We start from the raw sequence: 23,065 nt of genomic DNA on the forward strand, positions 1-23,065 counted from the left end.
CCGCGCTTCCTGGGGGGCAATCAGGTGAAAAACCCTTTACCTGTCGCGCCTGCCCCTCCAGATTAATCCCCTGAGATCAAGCAACGAAACCTGAGATCTGTAAATAAAACCCCCTTCCAGCCTCAGAAATTGTAAATCCTTTTCCACCTCGATCACTTGTCATCAAATAGCCCATATTCTGTACAGGCATCTGATCGCCCAGCTCTGTTTCATTTCACAAAGAAACCCAGTGGCGTCCTGTTCAGATATCACTTTACTTTTTCAACGTTTCTTCCCACACTGAAGAAACGGAAACCCGCCAGTTCTTTTTGACTTATCAGCGAGGAACGTTCATGACTCCCAAGACACGTCGTAGCTTTCGCGTTGTCACAGCCGGTGCGACACTGGCGCTTCTGGGACTGGGTGCCTGCACCCAGCAGGAGATCGACAATCCCACCGATCGCGCATTGGGAGGCGCTCTGCTTACCGGTGCCGCCGGTGCGGCCATCGGTGATATTGCAGGCGGTGGTACAGGTGCCGCCATCGGTGCCCTTTCCGGCCTGGCAGCCGGCGGCGCTGTGGGCTGGCTGACTGCGCCCGGCACCTCCAACATCAGCAACTGAGGCTCTTCTCGGTTCCAGCTTGATCCCAACTTTCAGCCACTGTCATGTTGCGGCTGTTTCAAGACCGGTTCTTTTGGAGATCCCGTTTCCGCTCTCCTCTCCCCGTTTAGCTTTCTGCCTTCCTGGCAGTTCTGTCAGGACCGGAAAGCAGCCATGCAGGGCTGACATGTCCAGGCCTTGCCCATGACAACCAGATGCGTGACAGTCGCTTGAATAGGAGAAAACATATGTCCTCTGCACATTCCTTCATCGGTAAAGGCGCCCTGCTTGGCATGAGCGCGCTCGCCTGTGCCGCTCTCGTCAACGTGGCCCCGGCTTCCGCCCAGTCACAGCCCCAGGGGCCCATCATGGTTTCGCAGGCCGCCGGCCAGGCGCTGAGCGGTCTCAACCAGTCCGTCTCCGCGCAGGATCAGGCCACCTCTGCCCTGAACGCCCGCGGCGCCCAGCTTGCCGCTCGCGCTGACCGGCCGCAGACGCTGACCTTCCAGGTCGCTCTGGTCACCCTGCCCGGCGGTGAGGACGACGTTCAGAACGTGCTCGACAAGGCTCCCAAAGGTGCCGGTTTCCAGCAGCTGAGCACCTATCTGGCCCAAGCGCTCCCCAAAGCCACCCTGGCAGTCGTGCCGCCTTCAGGCATCGTGACTTCCTGGAACGGCCACATGGTGGCAGACATCGTTTTCGTTCAGCGCATTCCCTTCGTCAGCGCGGCCGGCAACCTGAACCGTGACATCTTCATCGGTCAGGGCATCATCGGCGGCTGCCAGGCCAATGGTCAGCCCCTGGTTGTCAACGGAATCACCCTGTCTTCGCCCGTCTGCACGGCCCTGCTGCAAACTGCCGATATTCCCCGCGATGACCGTCATCGCGTGATCGGTGGCACGCTGGCCAATTACGGCACGAGCCTGCATATCGACATCACCAATGACGAAATGCCCAATAACCAGATCGGCGGCCACATGCAGGCCATCAACGTCTCCCCGGTCCGGTTCGACAAGATCGAGCATGAAGGCATGACCGTCGTGCTGCCGGTCAAGACAGCCAACACGATGGACCGTGAGTTCATTGCCCCCAAGGGCATGGCTTCCATCTATCCGCTGCCTTACAACACCCACACCCACAGCCGTCTCGCGGTTGTGCTGCAGCCGAACAACGCGCAGTAATCCTGTTTTGGCAGCGATCCGGAGCCGTTCCATCAACTGAACGGCTCCGGGACAGATCCCAGAAAACCCGGTTCCTGCAGGAACCGGGTTTTCTATTATATCCAAGCCTGCAAATATTCAGGGCACGGTTTTTTCATAATGCGCCCAGTACGTGGCAAGCTCCCGCACGACCGGGCTTGCCACATCATAAGCCGCTGTTGTCGAGGCTTTCAGGCCACTCATGCCTTCTTCATGACTTTCCTCAGCCAACATGGAAGCAGCCGATACACCCTGGGGCGGCATGTCGAAATTACTGGCTGTGCGGAGGATAAGCAGTCGTTTCGGATCCACGCGCGCCCCCGCCTGCAGACCGCCCTGCTGATGCAGGACCTGGCAAAGAGCGATATCCTCTTCAGCAGTCGTCACCATCCGCGCCGCTCCACCCGTCCAATACGCAACCCAGCGTTCTGCCCAGCCATTCATGAGGGAACCGACCCAGAACGTCTCGCCTGAAATCGTATCTCCCAACATGACTTCCGGCTTTTCCTGGGCCCTTGGAAAACCAGCATAACGCTGGCGCTGTTTTTTCAGAGCCGGGCTGTCAGGCAAGGGCGTGTTGCGGGTCAGGCGGTAAGCCCACTGCACCAGGGAGGGACGCAACGCATAGGCCATGTCGGCTGCAATGGAATGCACGGGCGGGCGCGGTTGCTGATAAGGCCGGTCACCCTGCACAGGCGTGAACCCATCTGGCCAGTCAGGAGGAATCTGGCGTGGATCAATGAAATGCGCAGCCCCGCCATTCACCACGTAGCGCGCCCAGGCTGCCGATCCCACAGTTCCGGCATGAGGGTTGATCCCGGCAATGCCGGCCAGGATGAAATAAGCATGCGACAGGTCGAAACGCGGATCGAGAATGAGCGAAGTCATGGCTGCTGCCATCCGCGTTGGGCCTTCGCCGCTGACCATCCCCAACACATGCAGTTCCGGATTATAGCGCAGAACCTCATGATAAGTGGCAGGCGCCGGGATCTTCTGGGGCAAGGGGAACCGTTCCACCCAGTTCTGGAATTCCCCGGGCAGATCCCCCGTATCCGCCCCGAGCTCAAACGTGGTCACCACCACGACACGCACCGGAATCGGTGCCCGGACCGCGGCAGGAGACTGCGCCAGAGCCGGGACCGGCAAGTGAAGCCAGAAACCCGCCAGACTCCCCAGAGCAGCCAGGATCCCCAAAGGCTTCCGGATGTATCCTTGACGACGCAAACTCTGTTGGAACGAAATACGCGACACGAAAACCTACCTTGTTGGAAGAGGGTCAGGGCTGCCTGGCCCGCACACCGCCACCAGTGAGCTGAGCTGGCGGGCCAGGATTGAAGAGCGGCTCTCTTGCAGCACGCTCTTCAAAAGCCGCCAGATCTTCCTCCAGCTGCCATTGGGCTCGCGCTTTGGCACTGCTCTTCAGCAGCGCCTGGCAAGGCTGAGGCAGCTCGTGCCCCACTACCGCCTGCCGACACACAGGAACGAAGTGACCTGGCTGACGGTCCTGCCACAGGCTCTGGCCAGGCAGAAAGGCATATTCCAACCCTGTGCGTGACAGGGAAACCAGGTCCGGATAGCGCAGTCCGAACCAATCGACGGCTTTCTGATATTCCTGGGTCAGGGAACCGCGTGAAATACCTTCATCATCCGTGGACAGCGCCAGTGGAACCCCGGCCTGGCGATACAGTCGGAAAGGGTGTTGATCCCCGCTGACACCGAGGATTTCCTGATTGCTGGTCAGATTGATTTCCACCAGCACGTGTTTGCGGCGCATCAAGGCCAGCAGTCCGGCCGGATCCTTTTCCCAGCGTACGTCCACCCCGTGGCCGATGCGCTGCGCCCCGGCTGTCTCGATGGCCTGCCAGACATGCGACTGCAACGCTGCAGGAGGTACGAGGGCCGGTGTCAGTTCACCGGCATGCAGGGAAAGGGCCACCCCTGGCATAACGCCGTTCAGAAAATGAAACATCGCCATCTGCAGCCCGTAGTCACGCACGGCAACGGGATTGTCTTCCGGGGCCACGATATTGAGGCCGACAAAACGCGGATCTGCCCTGACGAGCGCATAGCCTGCTTCAAGCTGGGCAAAGACTTCCGCGGCCGGCAATGTCCGCACGCTCTGGAACAGATAACGCACCTGCACCCGGCAGGCCGGTGGAATCCCGCCACTCTGCGAAGAGCCGGAAACACCAGCAGGCGGGCAGTGAAGCAGCTGGCGCGCCCGCTCTTCCATCCGGTCCACTTCAGCCCGGGCCTGGGCGACCAGGGCCGGCAGACGGGGTGCCAGTGCCGCGTGAGCAGTCGGCAGATCCCCGCTGTCCTTCAGGCCCAGGGGATGCCCGCTGGCAATCATCGCCCCCAGGGCTGGGGAAATCATCAGTTCCACATAATGGACATGGTCATCAGCCGCATGCTGGCGCGCTTCGGCGAGCATGTCGCCCTGCCGGGTAAGCTGAAGCGGCAGAAAACGGTCGAACGTGCCGAAGAAATGATCATGCCCGGAACGGTCACTGACACCGGGGACGAAGTCGCGCATCGAAAGGGCATCGACCATCAGGTTCCAGGCTACGGGATCCTGCGGCAAGGCAGTCGCCTTCTCCTGCCCTTCACGCCCCACATCGCAAGAACCTGGCAAAACCGTGCCCGCGCTGACTGAAACGCACAGCCCCTCTTCACCGGCCCAGCGCAGGAGGCTTTCTGCATAAACGGCCCCGACGAGATGATTGTGCAGGTCCGCACCCTTGGGAAACTGCCGCAGAAACATCTGCAGGCGCACCGGATCATTTCTGAGATTCTCGAAGACCTGACTGACCTGCGCCGACCTGTCGGGAAGGGAAGGCGCGGCGTCGGCTACCCCATGACTGAAAGACAGGACCATTACTGCACAGGCCATCACCCGCACCTGAACCGCACCTGAAAACAGGCGGGCCAGCCGGAAGGGGGAAAAGCGTCCGAGGTGGCTTCTGCAATAAATTTCTGACGGCATGATACACCATGATGCTTTGCAGCGCTCTTTCTGGCAAGCTGGGCGAACTGCCGGAAATTGCAGTCCCTTCCCCGCTTCACTCCCTCCGCTGCATCGTGACAGAGAAAAAAAACACGCTCGAAAGCCGTATTCTCCACCAGGCCCGTGCGCTCGGCTTCGACACGGCCGGGATCACCGCGGCTGTGCTGCCGCCTGAAGTCGAACAGGGGTTACGGGCCTTCGTGGCTGAAAACCGCCACGGCACCATGCACTGGATGGAAGAGCGGATCACCCAACGCGCCCAGCCTGCTGCTCTGTGGCCGGAGGTGCAGAGCGTCATCTCCCTGGGGCTATCTTACGCCCCGCCAAGTCCCGACATCGCTTTTACCACTCTGGCGCGCCCGGAATGCGGCAATATCTCCGTCTATGCCCGCAACCGCGACTATCATGACGTGATGAAAGGCATGCTCAAGCACCTTGCGCAGCAAGTGGTAAAACTCGGCGGGGAAGGCACGCAGGTCAAAGTCTTCGTTGATACCGCACCTGTGGCCGAACGGGACCTGGCGGTTGCAGCCGGGCTTGGCTGGCGCGGGAAACACGGTTGCGTGGTCTCACGCCGTTATGGCTCCTGGCTGTTTCTGGGTGAAATCTACACCACCCTCTCTCTCGAACGCCTCCGCGCCCCTCTCTCCCCACAACCTGAACAACCAGGCAGCTCGCGCCCCTGCCGGAAATCGGCTCCGACAACAGCCCCTGGTCGCTGCGGCAGCTGCACGCGCTGCCTGGTTTCATGCCCGACCGACGCTTTTCTGGAAGGCGGCGGCATGGATGCGCGGCGCTGCATCTCCTATCTCACCATCGAACATGAAGGGCCGATCCCCCTGGAACTGCGTCCCCTGATGGGCAACCGCATCTATGGCTGCGACGACTGCGTGGCCGTATGTCCCTGGAACCGTTTCGCGCCACCGGGCCAGACTGCAAAGCTCCAGTCACGCCCAGACCGTGAAGCCCCCCTGCTGGCTGATCTGGCCCGGCTGGACGACGCGGGCTTCCGGCGCATGTTCTCGGGCTCGCCTGTCAAGCGGATCGGCCGGAACCGCTTCATCCGCAACGTTCTCATTGCCATCGGCAACTCTGGGCTACCCGCTCTGCGCCCTGAAGCCGAACGGCTTTGCCGGGATCCGGACGCAACAGTGGCAGAGTGCGCCCGCTGGGCCGCCGGACGGCTGAGAGCAGTCTGAACCCGCAGTTTTAGGCCGCCGGCTTTTACGGGCCGAGGATTTCCAGCCCAGGAAATCTCGGGCAAACTCTTCTCCCATGAATTCCCTGCCCACCACGCCCTCAGGCCTGCGCAAGAGAAGCATCAGCCTGTCAGGCCACCGCACGTCCATCGCCCTGGAGCCGGAATTCTGGGCGGTGCTTGAAGAGATGGCCCAGCACCAGCAGCAGGCGCTGGCTGCCCTGGTCACCTCTCTGGATCGCCAGCGCCTGCCCACCCAACCACTTTCCTCGCTGCTGCGTCTGGCAGCCCTGCGCCACCTTCGTGCCCAGCAGCTGCCCTCTGAACAGCTGAGCTGAAATCTTCATGGGCAGTTACCTGTGTCTCTGCTACTCTGCCAGCCCGGATTACAGGGGCAGGCTGTCAGGCAATACGGCAATGCAGGCAGGAGGAGACCGCTGATGGCAGTATGGGGCAAGATCTTCGGTGGCGTGGCAGGTCTGGCAACAGGCGGACCCGTCGGCGGGCTGCTGGGGCTGACACTGGGCCACATGGCTGACAAGAAGAAACTTCTCACCCCCATTTCCGGTACCTGGGGTGAGCGCTTCACCGCCCATGGCACACCGGACCCCAACAATGCGGCTTTTTTCACCGCGGCCAAACTCGCTTCCCTGCTTGGCAAGCGCGATCAGCTCTTCGGCCTGGGCGTCATCGCCCTGTGTGCCAAGATGGCCAAGATCGACGGGCCCGTAACACGCCGTGAAGTCGATGCCTTCAAGGGATGCTTTCATTTTCCGCCTGAGCACCAGCGGGAGGTCGGGCTCATGTTCGACCGGGCACGCGAACGCACTGATGACTATGCGATGTATGCCGATGAGATGGGCAAGGCCTACCGGGGCGTCTCAACTGAACCGCTGGAGAGCCTGCTGGGCGCCCTGTTCCGCATTGCACGCGCTGACCTGCCCCCCCATGCGCCCCTGAATCCGCAGGAGATGGCTTTTCTCCGTCGCGTTCACCAGGGCTTCGGCCTCTCCCAGGCCGCCTGGGAGCGGGCGGAAAGCGGCCAGGCGCGCGCCGCTTCCGCGCCGGACGCCCCCGATGCCTACCGGGTGCTGGGCATCGCGCGTTCAGCCAGCGATACCGATGTACGCCTGCGCTGGCGTGCCCTGGTGCGCGAACATCATCCGGACGTGCTCGCTGCCCGCCAAGGGTTGACCCCGACCCAGCACCAGGCCGCGCTGGAGCGCATCGCCCGCATCAATGCCGCCTGGGACCAGATCAAGCGCGACCGGGGCATCTGAAACCCCTGCCTGCTCACCAGCGCTTTCTACTTCAGGGGGATAGGTGTCCAGCGCAGGCCCTGCCCATCCTGCACGAGCAACAGCACTTCGCTTCTGTGCAGATTGCGCGCACGCTCAAGCGCCTTGAGCAGATCGTCAGGGGTGTTGACGTTGTCCAGACCCACCTGGGTGATGACATTGCCTTCCACCAGACCGCGGCGAGCAGCAGGCGTATTGTCATAAACGCGCGTCACCAGAACACCGCGCTGGCTGTCGGACAGACCGTACTGGGTACGTTCATCCGGCCCGATGACACTGACCTTCAGACCCAGGTCCTCCAGATTACGGACAGGATGCTCGGGAGGATGGGTATCGGAGGGAAGACGGTCCGTCTCCTCGGGAGAGCGCGCCAGGGTCAGGGGCACGCTTCTCATGGTGCCCCTGTGCCAGACCTCAGCGGTGATCTGCGTGCCGGGCAGGTGTTCGGCCACCAGGCGCGGCAGGGTCTTGCCCGTCACCGCTTCACCGTTCACCCGGACCAGAATGTCACCAACCGACAGACCGGCTTTGGCAGCCGGACCCTGCGGCACCAGACTCGCCAGGATGGCGCCCTGCCCTGCGCGGCCATCAGGGGCCTTGAAGTCCAGGTCCTCAGCCATCCCGTGCGTGACATCCTGGATCGTCACGCCCAGCCAGCCGCGCGTGACATGGCCGGTCCGGCGCAGCTGCTCGATCAGCCCCCGTGCGTCATCAGACGGAATGGCAAAGCCGATGCCGATGGAATCCCCGCCGGCACCGCCATAGATCAGCGTATTAATGCCGATCACCTCGCCGCGCAGGTTGAAAAGCGGGCCGCCTGAATTGCCGCGATTGATGGCGGCATCGGTCTGGATGAAGTCATCATAAAGCCCATGCTCCACATGGCGCTGGCGCGAGGAGATAATCCCGGCCGTCACCGTTCCGCTCAGCCCGAACGGATTGCCGATGGCCAGAACCCAGTCGCCGATCCGGGCCTTGTCGCTATGGCCCAGCGGGACGGCCGGCAGAGGCGCGTGAGGGGTAACCTGCAACACCGCCAGATCCACCTTGCTGTCACGGCCGACGATGCGGGCCGGGAGCTCCGTGCCGTCATAAAGCGTAACAGTCACCACGTCCGCCTTGTCGATCACGTGATTGTTGGTGACGATCACTCCGGACGGATCAATGATGAAGCCTGAACCCAGAGCCTGGATCTGGCGCGTCGGCTTTTCGCGACCCGGCTTATGCTTCATGTAATCATGAAAGAATTTATCCAGGGGCGAGCCATGCGGAAAAGGCGGCGTCTGCGGGCCACCGGGCGTGCTTTGGTCAGGGCCCTGGTCCGGCCCTCTACCTGATGGGCCGCCAGGGGCTTTGCCGGGCGGTGTTCGCGGGCTGTCGCGGCGGGGGGTAGCGCCAGGCTTTCTGCCGTCGGGCTTGCCTTCGCCGCTCTTGCCTTTTCCGTCCTTGTCGCCTTCAGAACCCTCAGGCGCCCCGTCCTCACCGACAGGCACCACGCCTGAGATGGAGATATTCACCACTGCCGGCAGCAGGCGGGCCGTCAGATCGGCGAAACCCGGCAGAGTTCCCGCTTCCCTGGTCATGGCTTCCGGCACCGGACCGGGTTGCGCACTCCCAGGCAAGACAGCAGAACCGTCCTTGGCCTGGGCATTTCCAACTCCCCCCCAACCTGCCAGCCCAGCGAACACTGTACTGACCAGAACCGTGGCCAGCAGGGCTGGCCGCAGGGGTGAACACCCGGCACGCAGGTGCACCAGGGGACAGGGACGGGTAGAGGAGAACGCGTGCTTCATACTTCTGAAACTAACGCAGTTTCCCGCAGGCGTCATCCACTCATGCCGTCTTGCGGACGAAAGCCTGCCCTCTAATCAGAACTGCACAGGTATTATTTTATGCCGAAGCCCTTTCCCCGCCTGAACAGCCGTGAGATGATCCGCCCATCATGAGCGACTCACACACCCAAAATTCAGTTCCTTCCGCAGCGCTTCAGACTGAGATTCAGACTCTGATCAACCAGCTTCTGCGCAGTGAGGGCTGCCAGACCCCTGCCCGTCTCGCCGGGCTGAGTGTGCGGCCCAGCTCCAATACACTGGCGCAGAAAGAACAGGCAGCTGAAGAAGCCGCACCCAGACTCTGGGCCCATGCCGTTATTGAGGCCGTGCCAGGCAATGCCACGCAGCTGGGCGCCTTGCGCCCACGCCTGCAGGAGGAGATCGCAGCGCTTCTGACGCGCAACGGTCTGGCGGTGGCAGGCACCACGATCGCCCTGACCGCACACCGGGTCGGCCATGAGGCTGCAGCGCCTAAGACTACCGGTCCACGCCCTGCAGGGCATCGGCCTCTTGGAGTGGGCAAAGAAGAGGAACAGGGCAAACCGGCACTGCCCGGCGTGAAGGCGGTGATTGCTGTGGCTTCCGGCAAGGGCGGGGTCGGCAAGTCCACCACGGCTGTCAATCTGGCCTGCGCCCTGGCTCAGCGCGGCCTGAAGACCGGCCTGCTCGATGCTGACATTCACGGCCCTTCTCTCGCACGCATGCTGGGCGAGCAGGAAAAACCCCGTGTGGTTGACCGGAAGCTTCAACCCCTTGAGCGCTGGGGCATCAAGACGATGTCCATCGGTTATCTGGCTGATGAAAAACAGGCCATGATCTGGCGCGGCCCGATGGTGATGGGGGCAGTGACCCAGTTCATCACCGACGTGGACTGGGGCGAGCTGGATGTGCTGGTGGTGGACATGCCTCCCGGCACCGGAGACGCCCAGCTGACCCTGACCCAGCTTCTGGGCAGCAAGCTGGAGAAAGGCGGGGCGATCATCGTTTCCACGCCCCAGGACATCGCCCTGCTGGACGCACGTCGCGGTGTGACATTGTTCGGCCGCACCGGCACGCCAGTCCTGGGCATCGTGGAGAACATGTCCTATTTCTGCTGTCCCAACTGCCATGAGAAAACCGACCTTTTCGGTCATGGTGGCGCCCGGCGGGAAGCCGAGGAACTGGGAGTGCCTTTCCTGGCTGAAATCCCCCTTCTGCGTGCCATCCGTGCCAGTGGCGATGAAGGTCAGCCCATCAGCGTGGCCGAACCTGACAGCGAAGCCGGCAAAGCCTATCAAACCCTGGCCGAACGGGTGGCTGCCATTCTCTGATACGCTTTCAACGCATTTATTCCCTGTCCTTTTCATACTCTGAGCAGAGCAGAAAAACAGACATGAGGGCTGATATCAGATAAGAAGAGTTTTTCCGTCCTGCTGGCACCAGGGACATTGGAGCCAGGGACATTGGAGATAGAAATGCACGCCCGTTCAGTGACAAAGAAACCCTTGCTGTGCCTATCAGGCCTGGGGCCGGCACTACGACCGGGCTTCTCCCTGGCTCTTGTGCTCTCCGGCCTCTTCGCAATGAGCGGATGCAGCGGCACAGGCGGGAAGGTCGTCCATCGCGGTCTTTCAAAAGATGGTTACGGCTTCATTGACAATGACCCTGTCGAACCACCGCCACCGCATCTCCTGCAGCCTCTTCAACCCGGCAAGGGCCTTGGCGCTGCGGCAGCCAGCCTGACTGACCCCGCTCCAGCACCCCTCAGCCAGCCCGATATACCAGATACAACTGCGATCACCCCTGCATCCAGCTCTATTGCCTCCTCAACTTCCCACACTTCTTTCAAGCCACGGAGCCAGGGTGCGCGGCGGGGCGGGAAAATTTCAAGCCGCAACAACCCGGATGCCTTTCCTGATCAGGCCACCCTCACTGCCAGTGACGGCACCAAAGCCGGAGCAAGTGATCCAGCTGGAGACAGTCAGAACTGACAGACAGGGAAACAAGCACGCAAACTTGATCGCCTTAACAGAAAATTCATGCGGTCCTGCCCAGGCATCACATTAAGCTGAAAACTGGATTTTCCAGCTGCGTTTCAGCTATATCCGGCCCGGTCTTTTTTCAGTTTTAGCCAGGCTTTCCACCCGGCTTTTTATTTTGCTGGTTTTTCGCCTGCTCTGAACCTTCTGGATGACAAAGCCGGACTGTCTGTCAAGGAGTTGCCTGCCGTGTCTCCCAGAACTTTCTCTGCCCCTGTTCCTGCCCTGCCAGCCAGCATTCTCAAGGCTCAGTCGCCCGATTACACATTCAGCTTCGGTCTCTCACAACCTGCTACGGCTCTGAAGGGCCAGCTATGCCCAGCCCCTGACTCCTACAGTGCGGCTGCTACAGATCTCCAGCTGGCTGAGAACGAGGGCAATTACCGTATCGGGAAGTTCCAGAACGCATCCAACCGCCATATTTCGCTTGATCTGCTGAGCCGTCATGGCATTCCCACCCTCGCTCTGGAATACGCTTTCCGTGAAAACGGAAAGATCATGGCCGGCACAGCCGCCATCCGCGCCGAGATCAAGCTGGTTGCAGGTTTCGGACCGCTTCTGCGCAGTCTGGAACTGGTCTGGCCTTCAGGTTTTGGTGCCGGCAGTACCGGCACGACCGCCGTTCTATCACGCGGACTCAATGCCAAGCTGTTCGTGTCAAGTGATGAAGGCGGAATTTTTGAAGTGCCTGAAGGGCGCGTGCTCATCAACGCCCTGAAGGTATCCACTGATCCTGACGGCACATCGCGCTTCAGCACCCGTAACCGTTCCATTACGACTGTGCACTGCAAGGACAACCAGCTGACCATTGACGCCGCCCGGCGCGGCTCGGAATGCCATTACGGTTTCAGCTTCGGCAATGAAGAAGGGCGCCGGCTGTTCATCCAGATCGCCAATGCCCTTTCAGGCAGTCTTTATACCCGCCTCGCCTTCTCGGAAGACGGAATCCACTTCCATGGGTTCAGCGCGAACGGCAAAACCCCGGCCAGCCGCCTTTTCCTATGCAACCGCGTGGATGACCCGAATTTCGGCAAGCTGGAATATTACCGGCAGTAACCCCGGTTTCGCCAGCCGGCCAGAGAATACTTCCTGCCGGGTGACAAGACTGCCTGGCAGGGTCAAACAGTTGACAGTGCTTTCCTGAAAGGCTAGCGAAAACCATCCCTGCAGGTGACGCTTCCTTCAGGGCGGGCCGGGTTAGCACAGTGGTAGTGCAGCGGTTTTGTAAACCGAAGGCCGGGGGTTCAAATCCCTCACCCGGCACCAGATCGGCAGTTTTCCGCCACTCTGTTTTGCCGCACAGAGCGCATAGAACGCATATGGCGCACACAGGGTCGGATAAAAACCCGGATATTTTTTTGAGCCCCTTTCCATCAGGTGGGCGGCCGTGACAGCCACGCGGCGTAGCGCTCGGTTGTCTTCACAGAGCTGTGGCCCAGATGCCGGGCAAGCTCGTAAATGGGGCGGCCGGACTGCAGGCTGCGGATGGCATATGTGTGACGTAGGTCATGGCAGCGAAAGCGCTTTTCCTCACTGACCCCTGCCAGCACCAGCATGCGCCGGAAAAGGCCGGAGACGTTTTTATATCTTTCCCCCTGAGCCGATATGAAAACGTGCGCCCCTGTCCTGGGCATCTGCCTCAAATCACGGGCCAGCCTGGGCGGCAGTGGGATCACGCGTGGAGAGCGCGTCTTGGTGCGAAAGAACGTGCATTTCGGCTTGGCGCCCAGTTCAAGCTGGGACCATTCCAGTGAAGCTGCTTCTTCCTGCCGGCAGCCTGTTCGTGCCAGAAAGCGCAAAAGCTCCTTGAAGCCTGGGGGCGCCCGGTGGGTCATCCTGGCCAGCTCTTTTAAAGGCACCGGCCGGATGGGCTCCCGGCGTTCCCTGATTTCCTCCATCTCGTCTGGCACCGGATTGTGCTGGATCCATCCTGCTCTGCGGGCAGCCTTCAACACGCGTCCGGCCACCATGAGATCGCGCCGGATGGTGGCGCCTGTCACGCCTGCCTGTTTGCGTGCAACCGTGTAGGCATTCACTGTGGCAGGCGACACATGGGCGATGCCTAGGCCGGCAAAATGGCCGTGCAGCTGCCGTAGGCTGGTCAGGTAGCGCTTTTGCGTATTGGGCCTGAGATCGCCCATCTCAAGATCTGCCCAAAGAGCGACTGCTTCCTCCCATGTATGCGTCTGAGGCTCGGCAACGCCGGTTCTCAGGTCCTCTGCCTCGGCAAGGATTTTTTTGAGCCGCTTCTTGGCTTCCCTTTTATCAGCTGTGCGTAGCGATCTGCAGGTGTCTTTGCCGTTGATCTGGATGCGAGCGTAATACGTGCCGTTTTTGGCTTGGTAGAGATTTGCCCAGATTTTATTCTGATCAATACCGTCCTCATTAATATATTGTTAAATATCATTAATTAATGGATTTATTTTAAATAAATATCTTGTCAATAAGATGAATGTCTCGTTAATTATTCAAAAGGTCATCCGAATTCTTAGTCCTCCTCTGAATAATCTGCGAATTTAAACCATGTCTTCTCCAGCAACTTTGCCTTCGCCGATTGATCTGGGTTTCCCATGGGGAAAATTTTCACACCCAGACGGTGGACGGAGTTTCGTTGGTGATGGCAGGGATCAGTTCCTCCCCCTCTACCGGCACATGCTGGACGTGGCCGCCTGCTTCCTGGAAATCGTTCACCAGCCCGTCTTTCGCGCCAGACTGGAAGCTGCCGCAGGAGAAAAGCTGTCAGAAGGGCAACTGGAGCGTTTGGCCGTTCTGGTTGCCCTGCATGATTTGGGCAAACTCAACACTGGATTTCAGTTTAAGATTTTTCCTGACTCTCTCTCCAACGGCCATGTTTTCCCTGGATGGCACATGGTCGAAAAATATCTTGAGATTGAGGAGCTGGTAGACTGGTGTGAGGATCTGGAAGGCTTAATCTGGGCTACTCTGAACCATCATGGCAAGCTAACAGTAAATCCCAGAACAGCTGACCAACCGAATTATCGGAAAGAATATTTCTCTCCATTTCAGGCGTATGATCCACAACAGGCTTTAAATCTCTTGTGGAATCAGATTAAAGCTTCTTTTCCACGCGCTTTTTCTACAACCACCCTACCTCTTCCTGATGCTCCAGAACTGCAGCATTTTCTCTGCGGTCTTACCAGTCTGGCCGACCAGGTCGGTTCACAGGAAGAAACCTTTCCGGTATCCCGACCTGTTTTACCCGCTCCGGAAGCACTGGCTGACAGTCGCAAGAGAGCTGAGAAATTAATAAAGAAATTAGGACTCAACGTCCAAGCCCTGAGGGAAAGACAGCATCCAGATTTACCGGCTGCTCATTTATTCGGCTGGCCTGGCGACGCCCGTCCTTCTCGAATGCAGGAAGCGACCGCCCACTGTTCCGGTCATCTGGTCGTTTTGGAATCTGAAACCGGTTCCGGAAAAACGGAAGCGGCTTTTCTGCGATTTCGAGAATTATTTGAAAAGGGGGAGGTTGACTCTCTTTACTTCGCTGTTCCAACTCGCGCCGCCGCTTCCGCATTGCAAGAACGTCTCAACCGGGCCAGTGAAAAATTTCTCGAAGCCGAAACGCTTCTGGCCGTACCGGGATATCTGAAAGCTGGCACGGCTGAAGGGAAGCGCCTACCTGAGTTCAAAGTCTTCTGGCCAGATGACCCGCAGGAAAAAGATATGCGCTGGGCTGCAGAAACGCCTCGCTTCTATCTGGCTGCCCCTCTGGCAGTCGGTACTGTCGACCAAGCTATGCTGGCAGCTTTGAATGCCAAATGGGCCCATTTGCGTGCCAGTTCTTTATCACGGGCTTTACTGGTCATTGATGAGGTCCACGCTTCTGATGCTTATATGACCCGGATTGGTGCAAGGCTGGTCCAAGACCATGTAAGACGTGGTGGCCATGCACTGCTCATGTCGGCTACTCTGGGCGCTGAGGCGCGCCGCAAATGGCTGGGGGTTCGTCCGAACCCTAGTGACCTTGAGCAAGGTGCTGTCGAAAAGGGCTGTGCCGTTCCTTACCCTTGCCTGACGACACTTGATAAGAATGGCCAGGAAGAGCATCGGGCTATACCCAGCATCCAGACGCCCAAAACCGTCAGTATCTCCACTGATTCACACATAGGTGATCCGGAACACATTGCCGCTTTCGCAGCAGAGCAGGCCCGGCTCGGCTTGCGCGTTCTTATAATCCGCAACACTGTCAGGCAGGCTCTCGAAGTTTTCAAGGCTTTCGAAAAACTGGCAGGCCCCAGCAGCTCTCAACCCGTGCCTACCCTTGAGCTCAACGGTGTCCGAACCTTGCATCACAGTCGTTTTTCCGTCGATGATCGCAAAGCGCTTGACACGGCAGTCAATGCGCTGTTCGGCAAGCAGGCAAGCACAGCTGGAGCTGTTCTGATCGGCACTCAGACACTTGAGCAAAGCCTGGATATTGATGCTGACCTGTTGATTACCGATCTGTGCCCAATCGATGTACTCTTGCAACGCATCGGACGCTTACATCGCCATAACCGACCAAGAAGTGAAATGGGGCGACAGGCACGCTGTATTGTTCTCACGCCTCATCAACTTGCTGAAGATGAATTTCAACCCGATGACGGTACGCTCCTGAAATTCGGCATGGGAACAATCCGACAGAAGTCTAACACTGGCGGTGGGGTTTATCCGGACCTGCGCATGTTAGAGCAGACAAGGCGGCTCATTACTGATCACCCTCTTTGGACCATCCCACAGGACAACCGTTTTCTTGTGGAAAAAGGCACCAATCCGGTCTGTCTGGCTCAGCTTCAGAAAGAACGAGCTCAAATAACGCCTCAATGGAATAAACATGCGGAAGAGGTCATGGGATATCAATGCATGGCGGGCCAGGAAGCAAGTCACTTCTGCCTGGATCGTACAGTGCCTTTAAGCGCAATCCAGACCAGTTTTTCCTCTGATGAACTCATTCGCACCCGACTGGGGTTGTCCAATCTGAAGATAAATTTTCCTTCTTCTCCCCGGACGCCTTTTGGAACGACCTTAACCAGCCTTACCCTTCCTTCTCACATGGCTCATCATATCAGACCTGTCCCTAAGGATGAGGAAACTGATTTAAGCCGTTTAAACGAAGAGGAATTACGTCCCAAGATCCTGAACCCACCTTGCAGTGCCACTCAAGATCTGGAAAGTACCCGAGACATTGTTTTTCAACTCGGTCAGGCGACCTTCCGCTATTCAGCGTGTGGACTCACTTTGGAAAAAGAGGACAGCGAGCTAACTGAAACCACACTGCCACCAGGCGATGAAGCCTAGGCAAAGCCCGGAAAATATTCAGGCCTGAGCACGATAAGCTGACGAAGTAACCTCTACGAGAAAACAGTGAATATATGATTTATTTGCTGATCATTTTAGGGAGCAGAGCCAGTTCAAGGCTCTTACGAGGCAATCATATGCCAGAGAAACAGAAAACTCATCACAACCTTTTAACCGAACCTCTTATCCGGATTATCAGTACGTCTGCGGAGGGGGCTGAACAAGTCAGCCATCATACCTTACCTGGAATTTTCGCACTGATGATGCGGGATGAAGTGAATGGCTTTCCAGCCTTACGCCCGCATCAACAGAGCGCCTGGCACATGTTTCTCGCACAGCTCGGTGGGCTGGCACTCGAGCAGGAACGTCTACTTACAAATAATCAGATCACTCTCCCACCCACTGATGAATCCGAGTGGGCCCGCCTCCTGCGTCAGCTAACCCAACAACTTTCCGGGTTGAAGCTGGATAATTCCTGGCAGGATGCGCCCTGGTGCCTGGTAGTGGAAAACGACCAATTGCCTGCTTTCCTCCAGCCCCCTATCCCAGGGGGAATCAGTAAAACCGGTAAAGGCGTTTCCGTTGTTACCACTCCAGACGGTCTCGATCTGCCTATTGCAGCCAAAAACCACGATCTCAAACGTCAGGTTCTACGTGAAGCTGCTGCTGATGACTGGATATTTGCCCTGATTTCGGATCAGACTATGAACGGCTATACTGGTCGTGGCCATCAGGGGGCAGCTCGCATGAACGGAGGGCTGTCCTCGCGTCCCTTTTTCGGTTATGCGCCGCTTTCAGGCCGTCCGGGGGCTCATCTCAAGCGTGATCTCGAACTCATGTTGAGAGAACGTCCGAAACAGCTTGAAACCTATGAACAAACCTATGGCTCCAAAAAAGATGGGCCTCTCGGCAAAGCGCTTCTCTGGTTGGAACCATGGGACGGTAAAAAAGGGCTACCATTCAATGAACTTGATTTATGGTTCATTGATCTCTGTCGGCGCATTCGCCTTATCCATACCCCTTCCGGCAAGTTGGAAGCCCTGGAAGCAACGGCTGACACTACGCGCATCATCAATGCCAAGGATCGCAAAGGCGATACTGGCGATTTCTGGGCTCCCCTGGAGTCAACAAATGAAGGCCCCAAATCCTTCAGTCCCACTGCTCAAGGGTTCACAACCTCGAAAATCTGCGAAATCCTTTTTAGCACTGACGACAAGAAAACAGCCAGCTGGATACTTCCACCCGCCCTTAGCAACCTACCGACTGAAAGCAAAACTTCGCTTCTTTTACGCTTGTCAGCTTTGACGCGGGGACAAGGAAAAACAGAAGGATATCATGAACGTGTCATTCCCTTGGCACCACTCCTACGTAAAAGATTAAGTATCCCTTCGGAACGGGTAATGCTTGGACGTCAGGCACGTGAGCAGCTTGTGGACTTATCCTGCATTGAAAAAGCTCTCAGCACAGCCTGCGCCCAAATGGCTGCGGGAGGGGAAGAGGTGAAGAAAGACCATTATGCTGCGGTCAATCCTTACCGGGCGCGCTTGCGCAGCAAAAGTGATGAAGAATTCTTCTCTGTTCTCGGTCAACGCTGTGAAACCCCGGAAAAGGAGGCCAAGATTTACGAGGCATGGCTTGTTGGCCTGGTCGATTACGCAGCGAAAACTCTGCTGCCTGAAGCTCAGAAAGCCATTCCGTGTCCCGCTATCCGTCGCCTTAAAGCACAGGTCAAAGCCGAAAATGCTTTCTGGAATGTTCTTTTAAGCAAAAAAAGCTCTTTTACTGCCCAGAACGCTTTATTGAAAAAGCGCGTGTCTCCATTCCTAGAAAACGCGGGAGAAACCGTATGATTTCGACGCAAGATCCTCATGAGACACCGTCTTCTGATCTGGAATCCCCTTCCCCTCAACAGGAACTATCCAGATCAGAAACATTGTGGAAAATTATTAAACGCTTTGGCTCAGTCAGTTCTCCCCTTTCTACCGGAGAAGCGGCCCGGTTACGGCGTGGGGGCTCTGGCGGGATGACCCCCAGCTTCTGGCATCTCTGGAATGATTTACAACTGGCACGCTACTGCCCTTTCCCACTTTCTGAAAACGAACGCCAGGATCGCTGGCAGCGGGTTTTTCAGGCTTATGCGAAATTTCTGCCTACTGGCTCAGCACGGGCAGAGCGACAGCTGCCTCATGACTCCAAAACCCGTTTGGGGCGCGTGTTGCGCGGCGCAGGAGAGCGCCCGCGGGTCAGTGAAGCACGTATTGCCCGTCTTCTTTCTGCACCTGAGGAAAAACGCCCCGCTCTCATGATGCGCCTTCTACCCTTTCTGAAAAATGAGAAGTTCGACTTCGTCGAACTCGGAGAATTCCTGCTGAACCCGAACGAAGAAGCCTGTCGGAAAGTGGCAAAACAATATTATCGCTGAAACAATTTCCACTACCCAACCTGAAAACAATTTTCTGTCCAGTTTCCAAAAGCTTCTTCAAGCCTCTCACCTCTCTAAAGCCCGGCTCTGCCAAAATTCAGGAGATAGTTATGTTCCCTCGTTTTCTTCAAATTCACACGCTTCACAATTACACCGCTGCTCTGCTGAACCGTGATGATGCTGGACAGGCCAAGCGTCTGCCCTACGGTAATGCGCTGCGCACTCGCATTTCTTCACAATGCCTCAAGCGTCATTGGCGCGAGACCGGCCCGCTTTCCAAAAAAGAACTGCCGGCCCTCCCTGCTTCCCTGCGCTCACGTGAACTGGTGACAAAAGAAATGCGCCAACCTCTGGAAGGACAGATCGACAAAGAAATTCTGGACGCCATTGAATCCGTTTTTCAGAAACTGGTCTATGGCGACAAAGGTGATTCAAGCCGTCAACCTCTGCTGCTCGGTGTGCCGGAAGTGAAATATCTAGCAGCACAGTTCCGCAAAGTGGCTGAAGAAGCGGCAGCTGAGGGAGACGATGCCAAACAAGCCAAGAAACGTGCTGAAGACCTTTTCAAATCCGTCAAGGACGGTCTCAAGGCGATGCGTGAAACCACTCAGGTGCCCGCCGGTCTCGCAGCTGCCCTGTTCGGACGGATGATCACTTCCGATACAGAAGCCAATATCGAAGCACCGGTCTATGTCGCACATGCTTTCACGACCCATGCCGGCGAGGATGAAGACGATTATTTCACGGTCGTGGATGACCTAGCCGAGGATGAGACAGGTGCAAGCCATATCGGTGAGACTGAACTGACCAGCGGTCTGTTCTACGGGTACACCGTCATCAATATACCAGGTCTGGTAGCCAATCTGACCGGTATCTCTGAAGAGGAACAGGCCGAAAAACTCACGCCTGAACAATATGAGCTGGCAGGTGAAGTCGTGCGCCGGCTTATTCATGCCATTGCGGAAGTTTCCCCAGGTGCCAAGCTCGGCTCCACAGCACCGTTCGGTTATGCCACGACTGTCCTGGTGGAAGCGGGGGACCGCCAGCCCCGCAGTCTGGCGGGCGCTTTCCGCAAGCCCACGGCACCACGGTTTGAAGAAGCCAACAAGGCCATGACCGACCATCTTGCGGAACTGGAAGAGAATTACGCCACCAATGAAGCGCGTCGTTTTATGTCCTTGGATAAGACCTCAGAGTTCACAGGCGCACAACGCATGCCGTTACCTTCCCTCGCCGAATGGGCGAAGGATGTCGTCACTTCGCAGGTGCCTGCCAACGGACACAGCTGATGCGGTTTCTGGCTCTCAACCTGCAAGCCCCGCTCGCAAGCTTCGGCGGCACGACCGTGGATCATTATGGAATCACACGTCTCTTCCCGGCTGCCTCAATGTTAACCGGGCTGCTTGGCAACGCACTCGGCTACCAACGTTCGGAAGCAGAAAAACTGATGGAGCTGCAGGAACGTCTGATTTTCGGCGCCTTCTATCGCGAGACATATCCTGAGCAGATCCGCGATTACCAGACCGTACAGCTACGTGGCGAAACCAGCTGGACCACTGATGGAACACGTGCGGAACGAAAAGGCGCCAGCGGAGACAGCACGCATATCCGTTATCGTGATTATCTCACTGATCTCGACCTTTATGTCGTGCTTGCTCTCACAGCCGCTGAAAAGTCCCCGACACTCGATAACCTGGTTCAGGCGCTGGAACAGCCGGCACGACCGCTGTCGCTCGGGCGCAAAACCTGCCTGCCTTCTGAACCGCTGCTACTTCCCCCGGCCCTGCGCTTCCAGGAAGCTGCCACTCCTGCAGAAGCCGCGCTGAATCTGGCGCGCGCCCTGCCTTTTCGCAAGCGCGAGAAAGAGGCTGAGGCAAAAAAATATAACCGGAATGTTTCCCCCGCCATTCATCTCATGCGTCCCGCTCTGCCTGCCGAACGGGCCCTGACCGATACCCGGGCTCTTCCGCCTGCAGGCCTCGCAACGATCACGGATGAACGGAACTGGCAGGGAGGCTTTCATGGCGGTAGCCGCCAGATCGTAATTGAGAAACTGCCGATCAATACGGAATCAATTGAAAAAGAAATCCCGATCGGCATCTCGGGAGAGCCGACATGACAGCTGCTGCTCCAAAATCTTTCTACCTACTGCATGCTCCACTGAATTCCAGGCAGTTGATGCAGTGGACAGCCGACCAGATATCGGAAGGCCAGACCCCCGATTACGGTCTGGCTCTGCACCGCCTGCTTTCGGCCTCATTCGGCAAAGGCGTGGTCCAACCTTTCCGACTGTTTTCACCGCGCGCTGGCAAGTGGGCTCTTTACGGCTACAGCGATCACGATGCCCAGGCTCTTCAGGAAATTGCGCGCGACTGCGCGCCACCCGAGATTGTCGGGGTTCTGGACGTCCCACAGCTACGCTCCAAGGAAATGCCGTTCTATTTCCCGGTCGGTAAGGAACTCGGTTTCGACGTTCTGGTACGTCCGACCCGACGATTCAAAAACGATGCCGGCAAGATGGTCGAAAGAGACGCCTGGCTATGCAAGCTGGAAGAAGCCAAGAAGGCCAACCTGTCCATCCCGGCGCGGGAAGCTGTCTACCAGGACTGGCTGCGTGAACGGCTGCATCCTGCCGCCACACTTGAAGCTTGCCAGATGAAAGACTTCCAGCGCGTTCGTGGCAATCGCGATGGTCGCAGAGTGGAGGGACCAAACGTGACTTTTCATGGAAACCTGCGCGTTCAGGAACCGGCAGCCTTCGCGGAGCTCCTGCGCAAAGGCATCGGACGTCACCGGGCCTATGGTTACGGTATGGTCCTGCTCCGCCCCGTCAACAAAAATGTAATGCCCTAATCACAGACACGCGTCCCAGCCAATAAAAAGCAGGGTTTCCTGCTGGGAAACAAGGAAGCAAGTATCATGCTGAAAGGCCGCCTGGGGCTCGAGAGTTCGCGCATTCCCCATGCAGACCGGGATGGCCTGCTCTATCTGGAGATGGGCGTTCTGGCGTCCAAAGATGGAACCCTGATCTTCAGGCGCAATCTGGAGGAAGCCAGCCTGCCACCAGGCGATTACGGTATTCCTGTGCAAGGTCTCTCCATGATTCTCCTGGGCCCTGGCGGCAGCGTCACCCAGGATGCGCTCCGTCTGCTCGCACGTGCCAATACAGCCCTCATAGCGGTCGGACGGGACGGAGTGCGCTGCTACTCAGCCCCACCCCTGCTCAGTGATCATTCCACCCTGGCCCGTGCCCAGGCCGCTGCCTGGGCCCATGAGCCCAAACGCCTGCACGTTGCACGGCGGATGTATGCCTGGCGCCTTGGCGAAGTACTGCCTTATCGTGATATTGCAGCCCTGCGCGGCATTGAGGGCGCGCATATGCGTACGTCCTATAAAATCATTGCTGACCGGGTCGGTATCAAATGGCAGGGGCGTCGCTATGACCGCGCCAATCCTCTGGCGGCGGATCTTCCCAACCAGGCGCTCAACCATGCTGCCACCGCAGTAGAAGCAGCTGCCATGATCGCAGTCTATGCGACAGCCACTCTCTCACAGCTCGGTTTCATTCATGAAGATTCAGGGCTGTCCTTCATTCTCGACATTGCTGATCTCTACCGCACGGAAATCACTATTCCCTGCGCTTTTCACGCTGCCCGTGAATGTGCGCAGGGCAAAGGGGATATCGAACGTCTGGCGCGCCAGAAAACCGGCTATGCCCTCAGACACCAGAAAGTCATTCCGTCCATGATCGAGAAGATCAAGCTCCTGTTCGAAAATACTGACGCCCCTATAAAGGCCTGACCCCATGCCGATGACCATCATCGTTACCCATAATGTGGAAGGTCGCTACCGGGGATATCTGACGTCCATCATGCTGGAGGTCTCGGCTGGCGTTTATATCGCACCGCGTATGACGGCAGGCGTGCGGGAACGGACATGGCTTGTCATGACAAAATGGTATGAGGCACTTGGCAACGGCACCCTGCTCCTGGCCTGGCCTGACAAACATGCTCCCAGCGGCGTGGGCCTGAAGCAGCTGGGTGAAACCCCGCGTGAGATCATAGACGTGGACGGTGTTTATCTTCTGCGCACCCTCCCAGCTGAAAGCGGGCTTTCCGTATGCTGAGGATGATAAAAAAAACTGAAGGCACTGGTCTCTAAAACTGCTTTTTAATGTCGTTTTTAAAGAGTGTGCCTTGACCGGGCAAA

The 23,065-nt window shown here is 57.9% G+C and carries 20 protein-coding genes and 1 tRNA gene; 17 read left to right on the forward strand and 4 right to left on the reverse strand.

Annotation, left to right across the window (positions count from 1 at the left end):
* Positions 1-332 precede the first annotated feature (332 nt).
* Together E3E11_RS02085 and E3E11_RS02090 are read left to right on the forward strand one after the other, a co-directional pair.
* Positions 333-602: a YMGG-like glycine zipper-containing protein gene (locus tag E3E11_RS02085; RefSeq protein ID WP_141450971.1), complete on the forward strand. Its 270-nt coding sequence runs from the start codon at positions 333-335 to the stop codon at positions 600-602.
* Between the two features lie 227 nt (positions 603-829).
* Positions 830-1,762, forward strand: coding sequence for a hypothetical protein (locus E3E11_RS02090; RefSeq protein ID WP_141450972.1), 933 nt, complete (start codon positions 830-832; stop codon positions 1,760-1,762).
* Positions 1,763-1,879: 117 nt separating this feature from the next.
* Here the strand turns inward: E3E11_RS02090 and E3E11_RS02095 are convergent, their stop codons facing one another.
* Together E3E11_RS02095 and E3E11_RS02100 are read right to left on the reverse strand one after the other, a co-directional pair.
* Positions 1,880-2,956: a purine-nucleoside phosphorylase gene (locus tag E3E11_RS02095; protein WP_195804975.1), complete on the reverse strand. Its 1,077-nt coding sequence runs from the start codon at positions 2,954-2,956 to the stop codon at positions 1,880-1,882.
* A gap of 100 nt (positions 2,957-3,056) precedes the next feature.
* Entirely contained in the window at positions 3,057-4,766 is a 1,710-nt protein-coding gene (locus E3E11_RS02100; RefSeq protein WP_231118958.1) for an adenosine deaminase family protein, read from the reverse strand.
* Between the two features lie 8 nt (positions 4,767-4,774).
* Here E3E11_RS02100 and queG point away from each other — a divergent pair, with 8 nt between their 5' ends.
* The 3 genes from queG to E3E11_RS02115 all read left to right on the forward strand — a co-directional run bounded on the left by queG (position 4,775) and on the right by E3E11_RS02115 (position 7,265).
* Positions 4,775-5,986, forward strand: coding sequence for a tRNA epoxyqueuosine(34) reductase QueG (queG, locus tag E3E11_RS02105; RefSeq protein ID WP_231118959.1), 1,212 nt, complete (start codon positions 4,775-4,777; stop codon positions 5,984-5,986).
* Between the two features lie 76 nt (positions 5,987-6,062).
* Complete coding sequence (locus tag E3E11_RS02110) at positions 6,063-6,323, forward strand: ribbon-helix-helix domain-containing protein (RefSeq protein ID WP_141450973.1); 261 nt, start codon at positions 6,063-6,065, stop codon at positions 6,321-6,323.
* Between the two features lie 102 nt (positions 6,324-6,425).
* Entirely contained in the window at positions 6,426-7,265 is an 840-nt protein-coding gene (locus E3E11_RS02115) for a TerB family tellurite resistance protein (RefSeq protein WP_141450974.1), read from the forward strand.
* 26 nt (positions 7,266-7,291) lie between these two features.
* Here E3E11_RS02115 and E3E11_RS02120 read toward each other — a convergent pair whose 3' ends face one another.
* Complete coding sequence (locus E3E11_RS02120; RefSeq protein ID WP_231118960.1) at positions 7,292-9,076, reverse strand: Do family serine endopeptidase; 1,785 nt, start codon at positions 9,074-9,076, stop codon at positions 7,292-7,294.
* A 149-nt stretch (positions 9,077-9,225) separates the two neighbouring features.
* On the opposite strand from E3E11_RS02120, the gene E3E11_RS02125 reads away from it, so the two are divergent.
* From E3E11_RS02125 to E3E11_RS02140, 4 genes are all read left to right on the forward strand, one after another.
* Entirely contained in the window at positions 9,226-10,425 is a 1,200-nt protein-coding gene (locus E3E11_RS02125) for an Mrp/NBP35 family ATP-binding protein (RefSeq protein ID WP_141450975.1), read from the forward strand.
* Positions 10,426-10,569: 144 nt separating this feature from the next.
* Entirely contained in the window at positions 10,570-11,085 is a 516-nt protein-coding gene (locus E3E11_RS02130) for a hypothetical protein (protein ID WP_141450976.1), read from the forward strand.
* 237 nt (positions 11,086-11,322) lie between these two features.
* Positions 11,323-12,189, forward strand: coding sequence for a hypothetical protein (locus tag E3E11_RS02135; RefSeq protein ID WP_141450977.1), 867 nt, complete (start codon positions 11,323-11,325; stop codon positions 12,187-12,189).
* 135 nt (positions 12,190-12,324) lie between these two features.
* Positions 12,325-12,399 (forward strand) — tRNA-Thr (locus E3E11_RS02140).
* A gap of 107 nt (positions 12,400-12,506) precedes the next feature.
* On the opposite strand, the gene E3E11_RS02145 is transcribed toward E3E11_RS02140, so the two are convergent.
* Positions 12,507-13,274: a tyrosine-type recombinase/integrase gene (locus tag E3E11_RS02145; RefSeq protein ID WP_141450978.1), complete on the reverse strand. Its 768-nt coding sequence runs from the start codon at positions 13,272-13,274 to the stop codon at positions 12,507-12,509.
* Positions 13,275-13,656: 382 nt separating this feature from the next.
* Between E3E11_RS02145 and cas3 the strand changes: the two genes are divergently transcribed.
* The 8 genes from cas3 (at position 13,657) to cas2e (ending at position 22,982) form a co-directional block, all read left to right on the forward strand.
* Entirely contained in the window at positions 13,657-16,434 is a 2,778-nt protein-coding gene (gene cas3 / locus E3E11_RS02150) for a CRISPR-associated helicase Cas3' (protein ID WP_141450979.1), read from the forward strand.
* 137 nt (positions 16,435-16,571) lie between these two features.
* Positions 16,572-18,284, forward strand: coding sequence for a CRISPR-associated protein Cse1 (locus E3E11_RS02155; protein WP_141450980.1), 1,713 nt, complete (start codon positions 16,572-16,574; stop codon positions 18,282-18,284).
* Positions 18,281-18,856 carry a type I-E CRISPR-associated protein Cse2/CasB gene (locus E3E11_RS02160; RefSeq protein WP_141450981.1) on the forward strand — a complete coding sequence of 192 codons (576 nt, stop codon included), beginning with the start codon at positions 18,281-18,283 and terminating at the stop codon, positions 18,854-18,856. Before E3E11_RS02155 ends, E3E11_RS02160 begins: the two co-directional genes overlap by 4 nt.
* Positions 18,857-18,966: 110 nt before the next feature.
* Entirely contained in the window at positions 18,967-20,145 is a 1,179-nt protein-coding gene (gene cas7e / locus E3E11_RS02165; RefSeq protein WP_141450982.1) for a type I-E CRISPR-associated protein Cas7/Cse4/CasC, read from the forward strand.
* The gene (cas5e, locus tag E3E11_RS02170; protein WP_168189184.1) at positions 20,145-20,975 is read left to right on the forward strand and encodes a type I-E CRISPR-associated protein Cas5/CasD; all 831 of its coding nucleotides are present in this window, start codon (positions 20,145-20,147) and stop codon (positions 20,973-20,975) included. The genes cas7e and cas5e overlap by 1 nt, the downstream gene beginning before the upstream one ends.
* Complete coding sequence (cas6e, locus tag E3E11_RS02175; RefSeq protein ID WP_141450984.1) at positions 20,972-21,709, forward strand: type I-E CRISPR-associated protein Cas6/Cse3/CasE; 738 nt, start codon at positions 20,972-20,974, stop codon at positions 21,707-21,709. The genes cas5e and cas6e overlap by 4 nt, the downstream gene beginning before the upstream one ends.
* Before the next feature lie 66 nt (positions 21,710-21,775).
* Positions 21,776-22,657: a type I-E CRISPR-associated endonuclease Cas1e gene (gene cas1e, locus E3E11_RS02180; RefSeq protein ID WP_141450985.1), complete on the forward strand. Its 882-nt coding sequence runs from the start codon at positions 21,776-21,778 to the stop codon at positions 22,655-22,657.
* A gap of 4 nt (positions 22,658-22,661) precedes the next feature.
* Positions 22,662-22,982: a type I-E CRISPR-associated endoribonuclease Cas2e gene (cas2e, locus tag E3E11_RS02185; RefSeq protein WP_141450986.1), complete on the forward strand. Its 321-nt coding sequence runs from the start codon at positions 22,662-22,664 to the stop codon at positions 22,980-22,982.
* Positions 22,983-23,065: the final 83 nt, after the last annotated feature.

Source organism: Oecophyllibacter saccharovorans (assembly GCF_006542375.1).
GTDB lineage: Bacteria > Pseudomonadota > Alphaproteobacteria > Acetobacterales > Acetobacteraceae > Oecophyllibacter > Oecophyllibacter saccharovorans.

Bases quoted from the DNA above. Each gene is read 5' to 3' on its own strand.
- E3E11_RS02130 (WP_141450976.1), top strand. From the start codon at position 10,570: ATGCACGCCCGTTCAGTGACAAAGAAACCCTTGCTGTGCCTATCAGGC.
- cas5e (WP_168189184.1), top strand. From the start codon at position 20,145: ATGCGGTTTCTGGCTCTCAACCTGCAAGCCCCGCTCGCAAGCTTCGGC.
- E3E11_RS02160 (WP_141450981.1), top strand. From the start codon at position 18,281: ATGATTTCGACGCAAGATCCTCATGAGACACCGTCTTCTGATCTGGAA.
- E3E11_RS02125 (WP_141450975.1), top strand. From the start codon at position 9,226: ATGAGCGACTCACACACCCAAAATTCAGTTCCTTCCGCAGCGCTTCAG.
- E3E11_RS02100 (WP_231118958.1), bottom strand. From the start codon at position 4,766: ATGCCGTCAGAAATTTATTGCAGAAGCCACCTCGGACGCTTTTCCCCC.
- E3E11_RS02085 (WP_141450971.1), top strand. From the start codon at position 333: ATGACTCCCAAGACACGTCGTAGCTTTCGCGTTGTCACAGCCGGTGCG.
- cas3 (WP_141450979.1), top strand. From the start codon at position 13,657: ATGTCTTCTCCAGCAACTTTGCCTTCGCCGATTGATCTGGGTTTCCCA.
- E3E11_RS02110 (WP_141450973.1), top strand. From the start codon at position 6,063: ATGAATTCCCTGCCCACCACGCCCTCAGGCCTGCGCAAGAGAAGCATC.
- cas2e (WP_141450986.1), top strand. From the start codon at position 22,662: ATGCCGATGACCATCATCGTTACCCATAATGTGGAAGGTCGCTACCGG.
- cas7e (WP_141450982.1), top strand. From the start codon at position 18,967: ATGTTCCCTCGTTTTCTTCAAATTCACACGCTTCACAATTACACCGCT.
- cas1e (WP_141450985.1), top strand. From the start codon at position 21,776: ATGCTGAAAGGCCGCCTGGGGCTCGAGAGTTCGCGCATTCCCCATGCA.
- cas6e (WP_141450984.1), top strand. From the start codon at position 20,972: ATGACAGCTGCTGCTCCAAAATCTTTCTACCTACTGCATGCTCCACTG.
- E3E11_RS02090 (WP_141450972.1), top strand. From the start codon at position 830: ATGTCCTCTGCACATTCCTTCATCGGTAAAGGCGCCCTGCTTGGCATG.
- E3E11_RS02120 (WP_231118960.1), bottom strand. From the start codon at position 9,076: ATGAAGCACGCGTTCTCCTCTACCCGTCCCTGTCCCCTGGTGCACCTG.
- E3E11_RS02155 (WP_141450980.1), top strand. From the start codon at position 16,572: ATGCCAGAGAAACAGAAAACTCATCACAACCTTTTAACCGAACCTCTT.
- E3E11_RS02145 (WP_141450978.1), bottom strand. From the start codon at position 13,274: ATGGGCGATCTCAGGCCCAATACGCAAAAGCGCTACCTGACCAGCCTA.
- queG (WP_231118959.1), top strand. From the start codon at position 4,775: ATGATGCTTTGCAGCGCTCTTTCTGGCAAGCTGGGCGAACTGCCGGAA.
- E3E11_RS02115 (WP_141450974.1), top strand. From the start codon at position 6,426: ATGGCAGTATGGGGCAAGATCTTCGGTGGCGTGGCAGGTCTGGCAACA.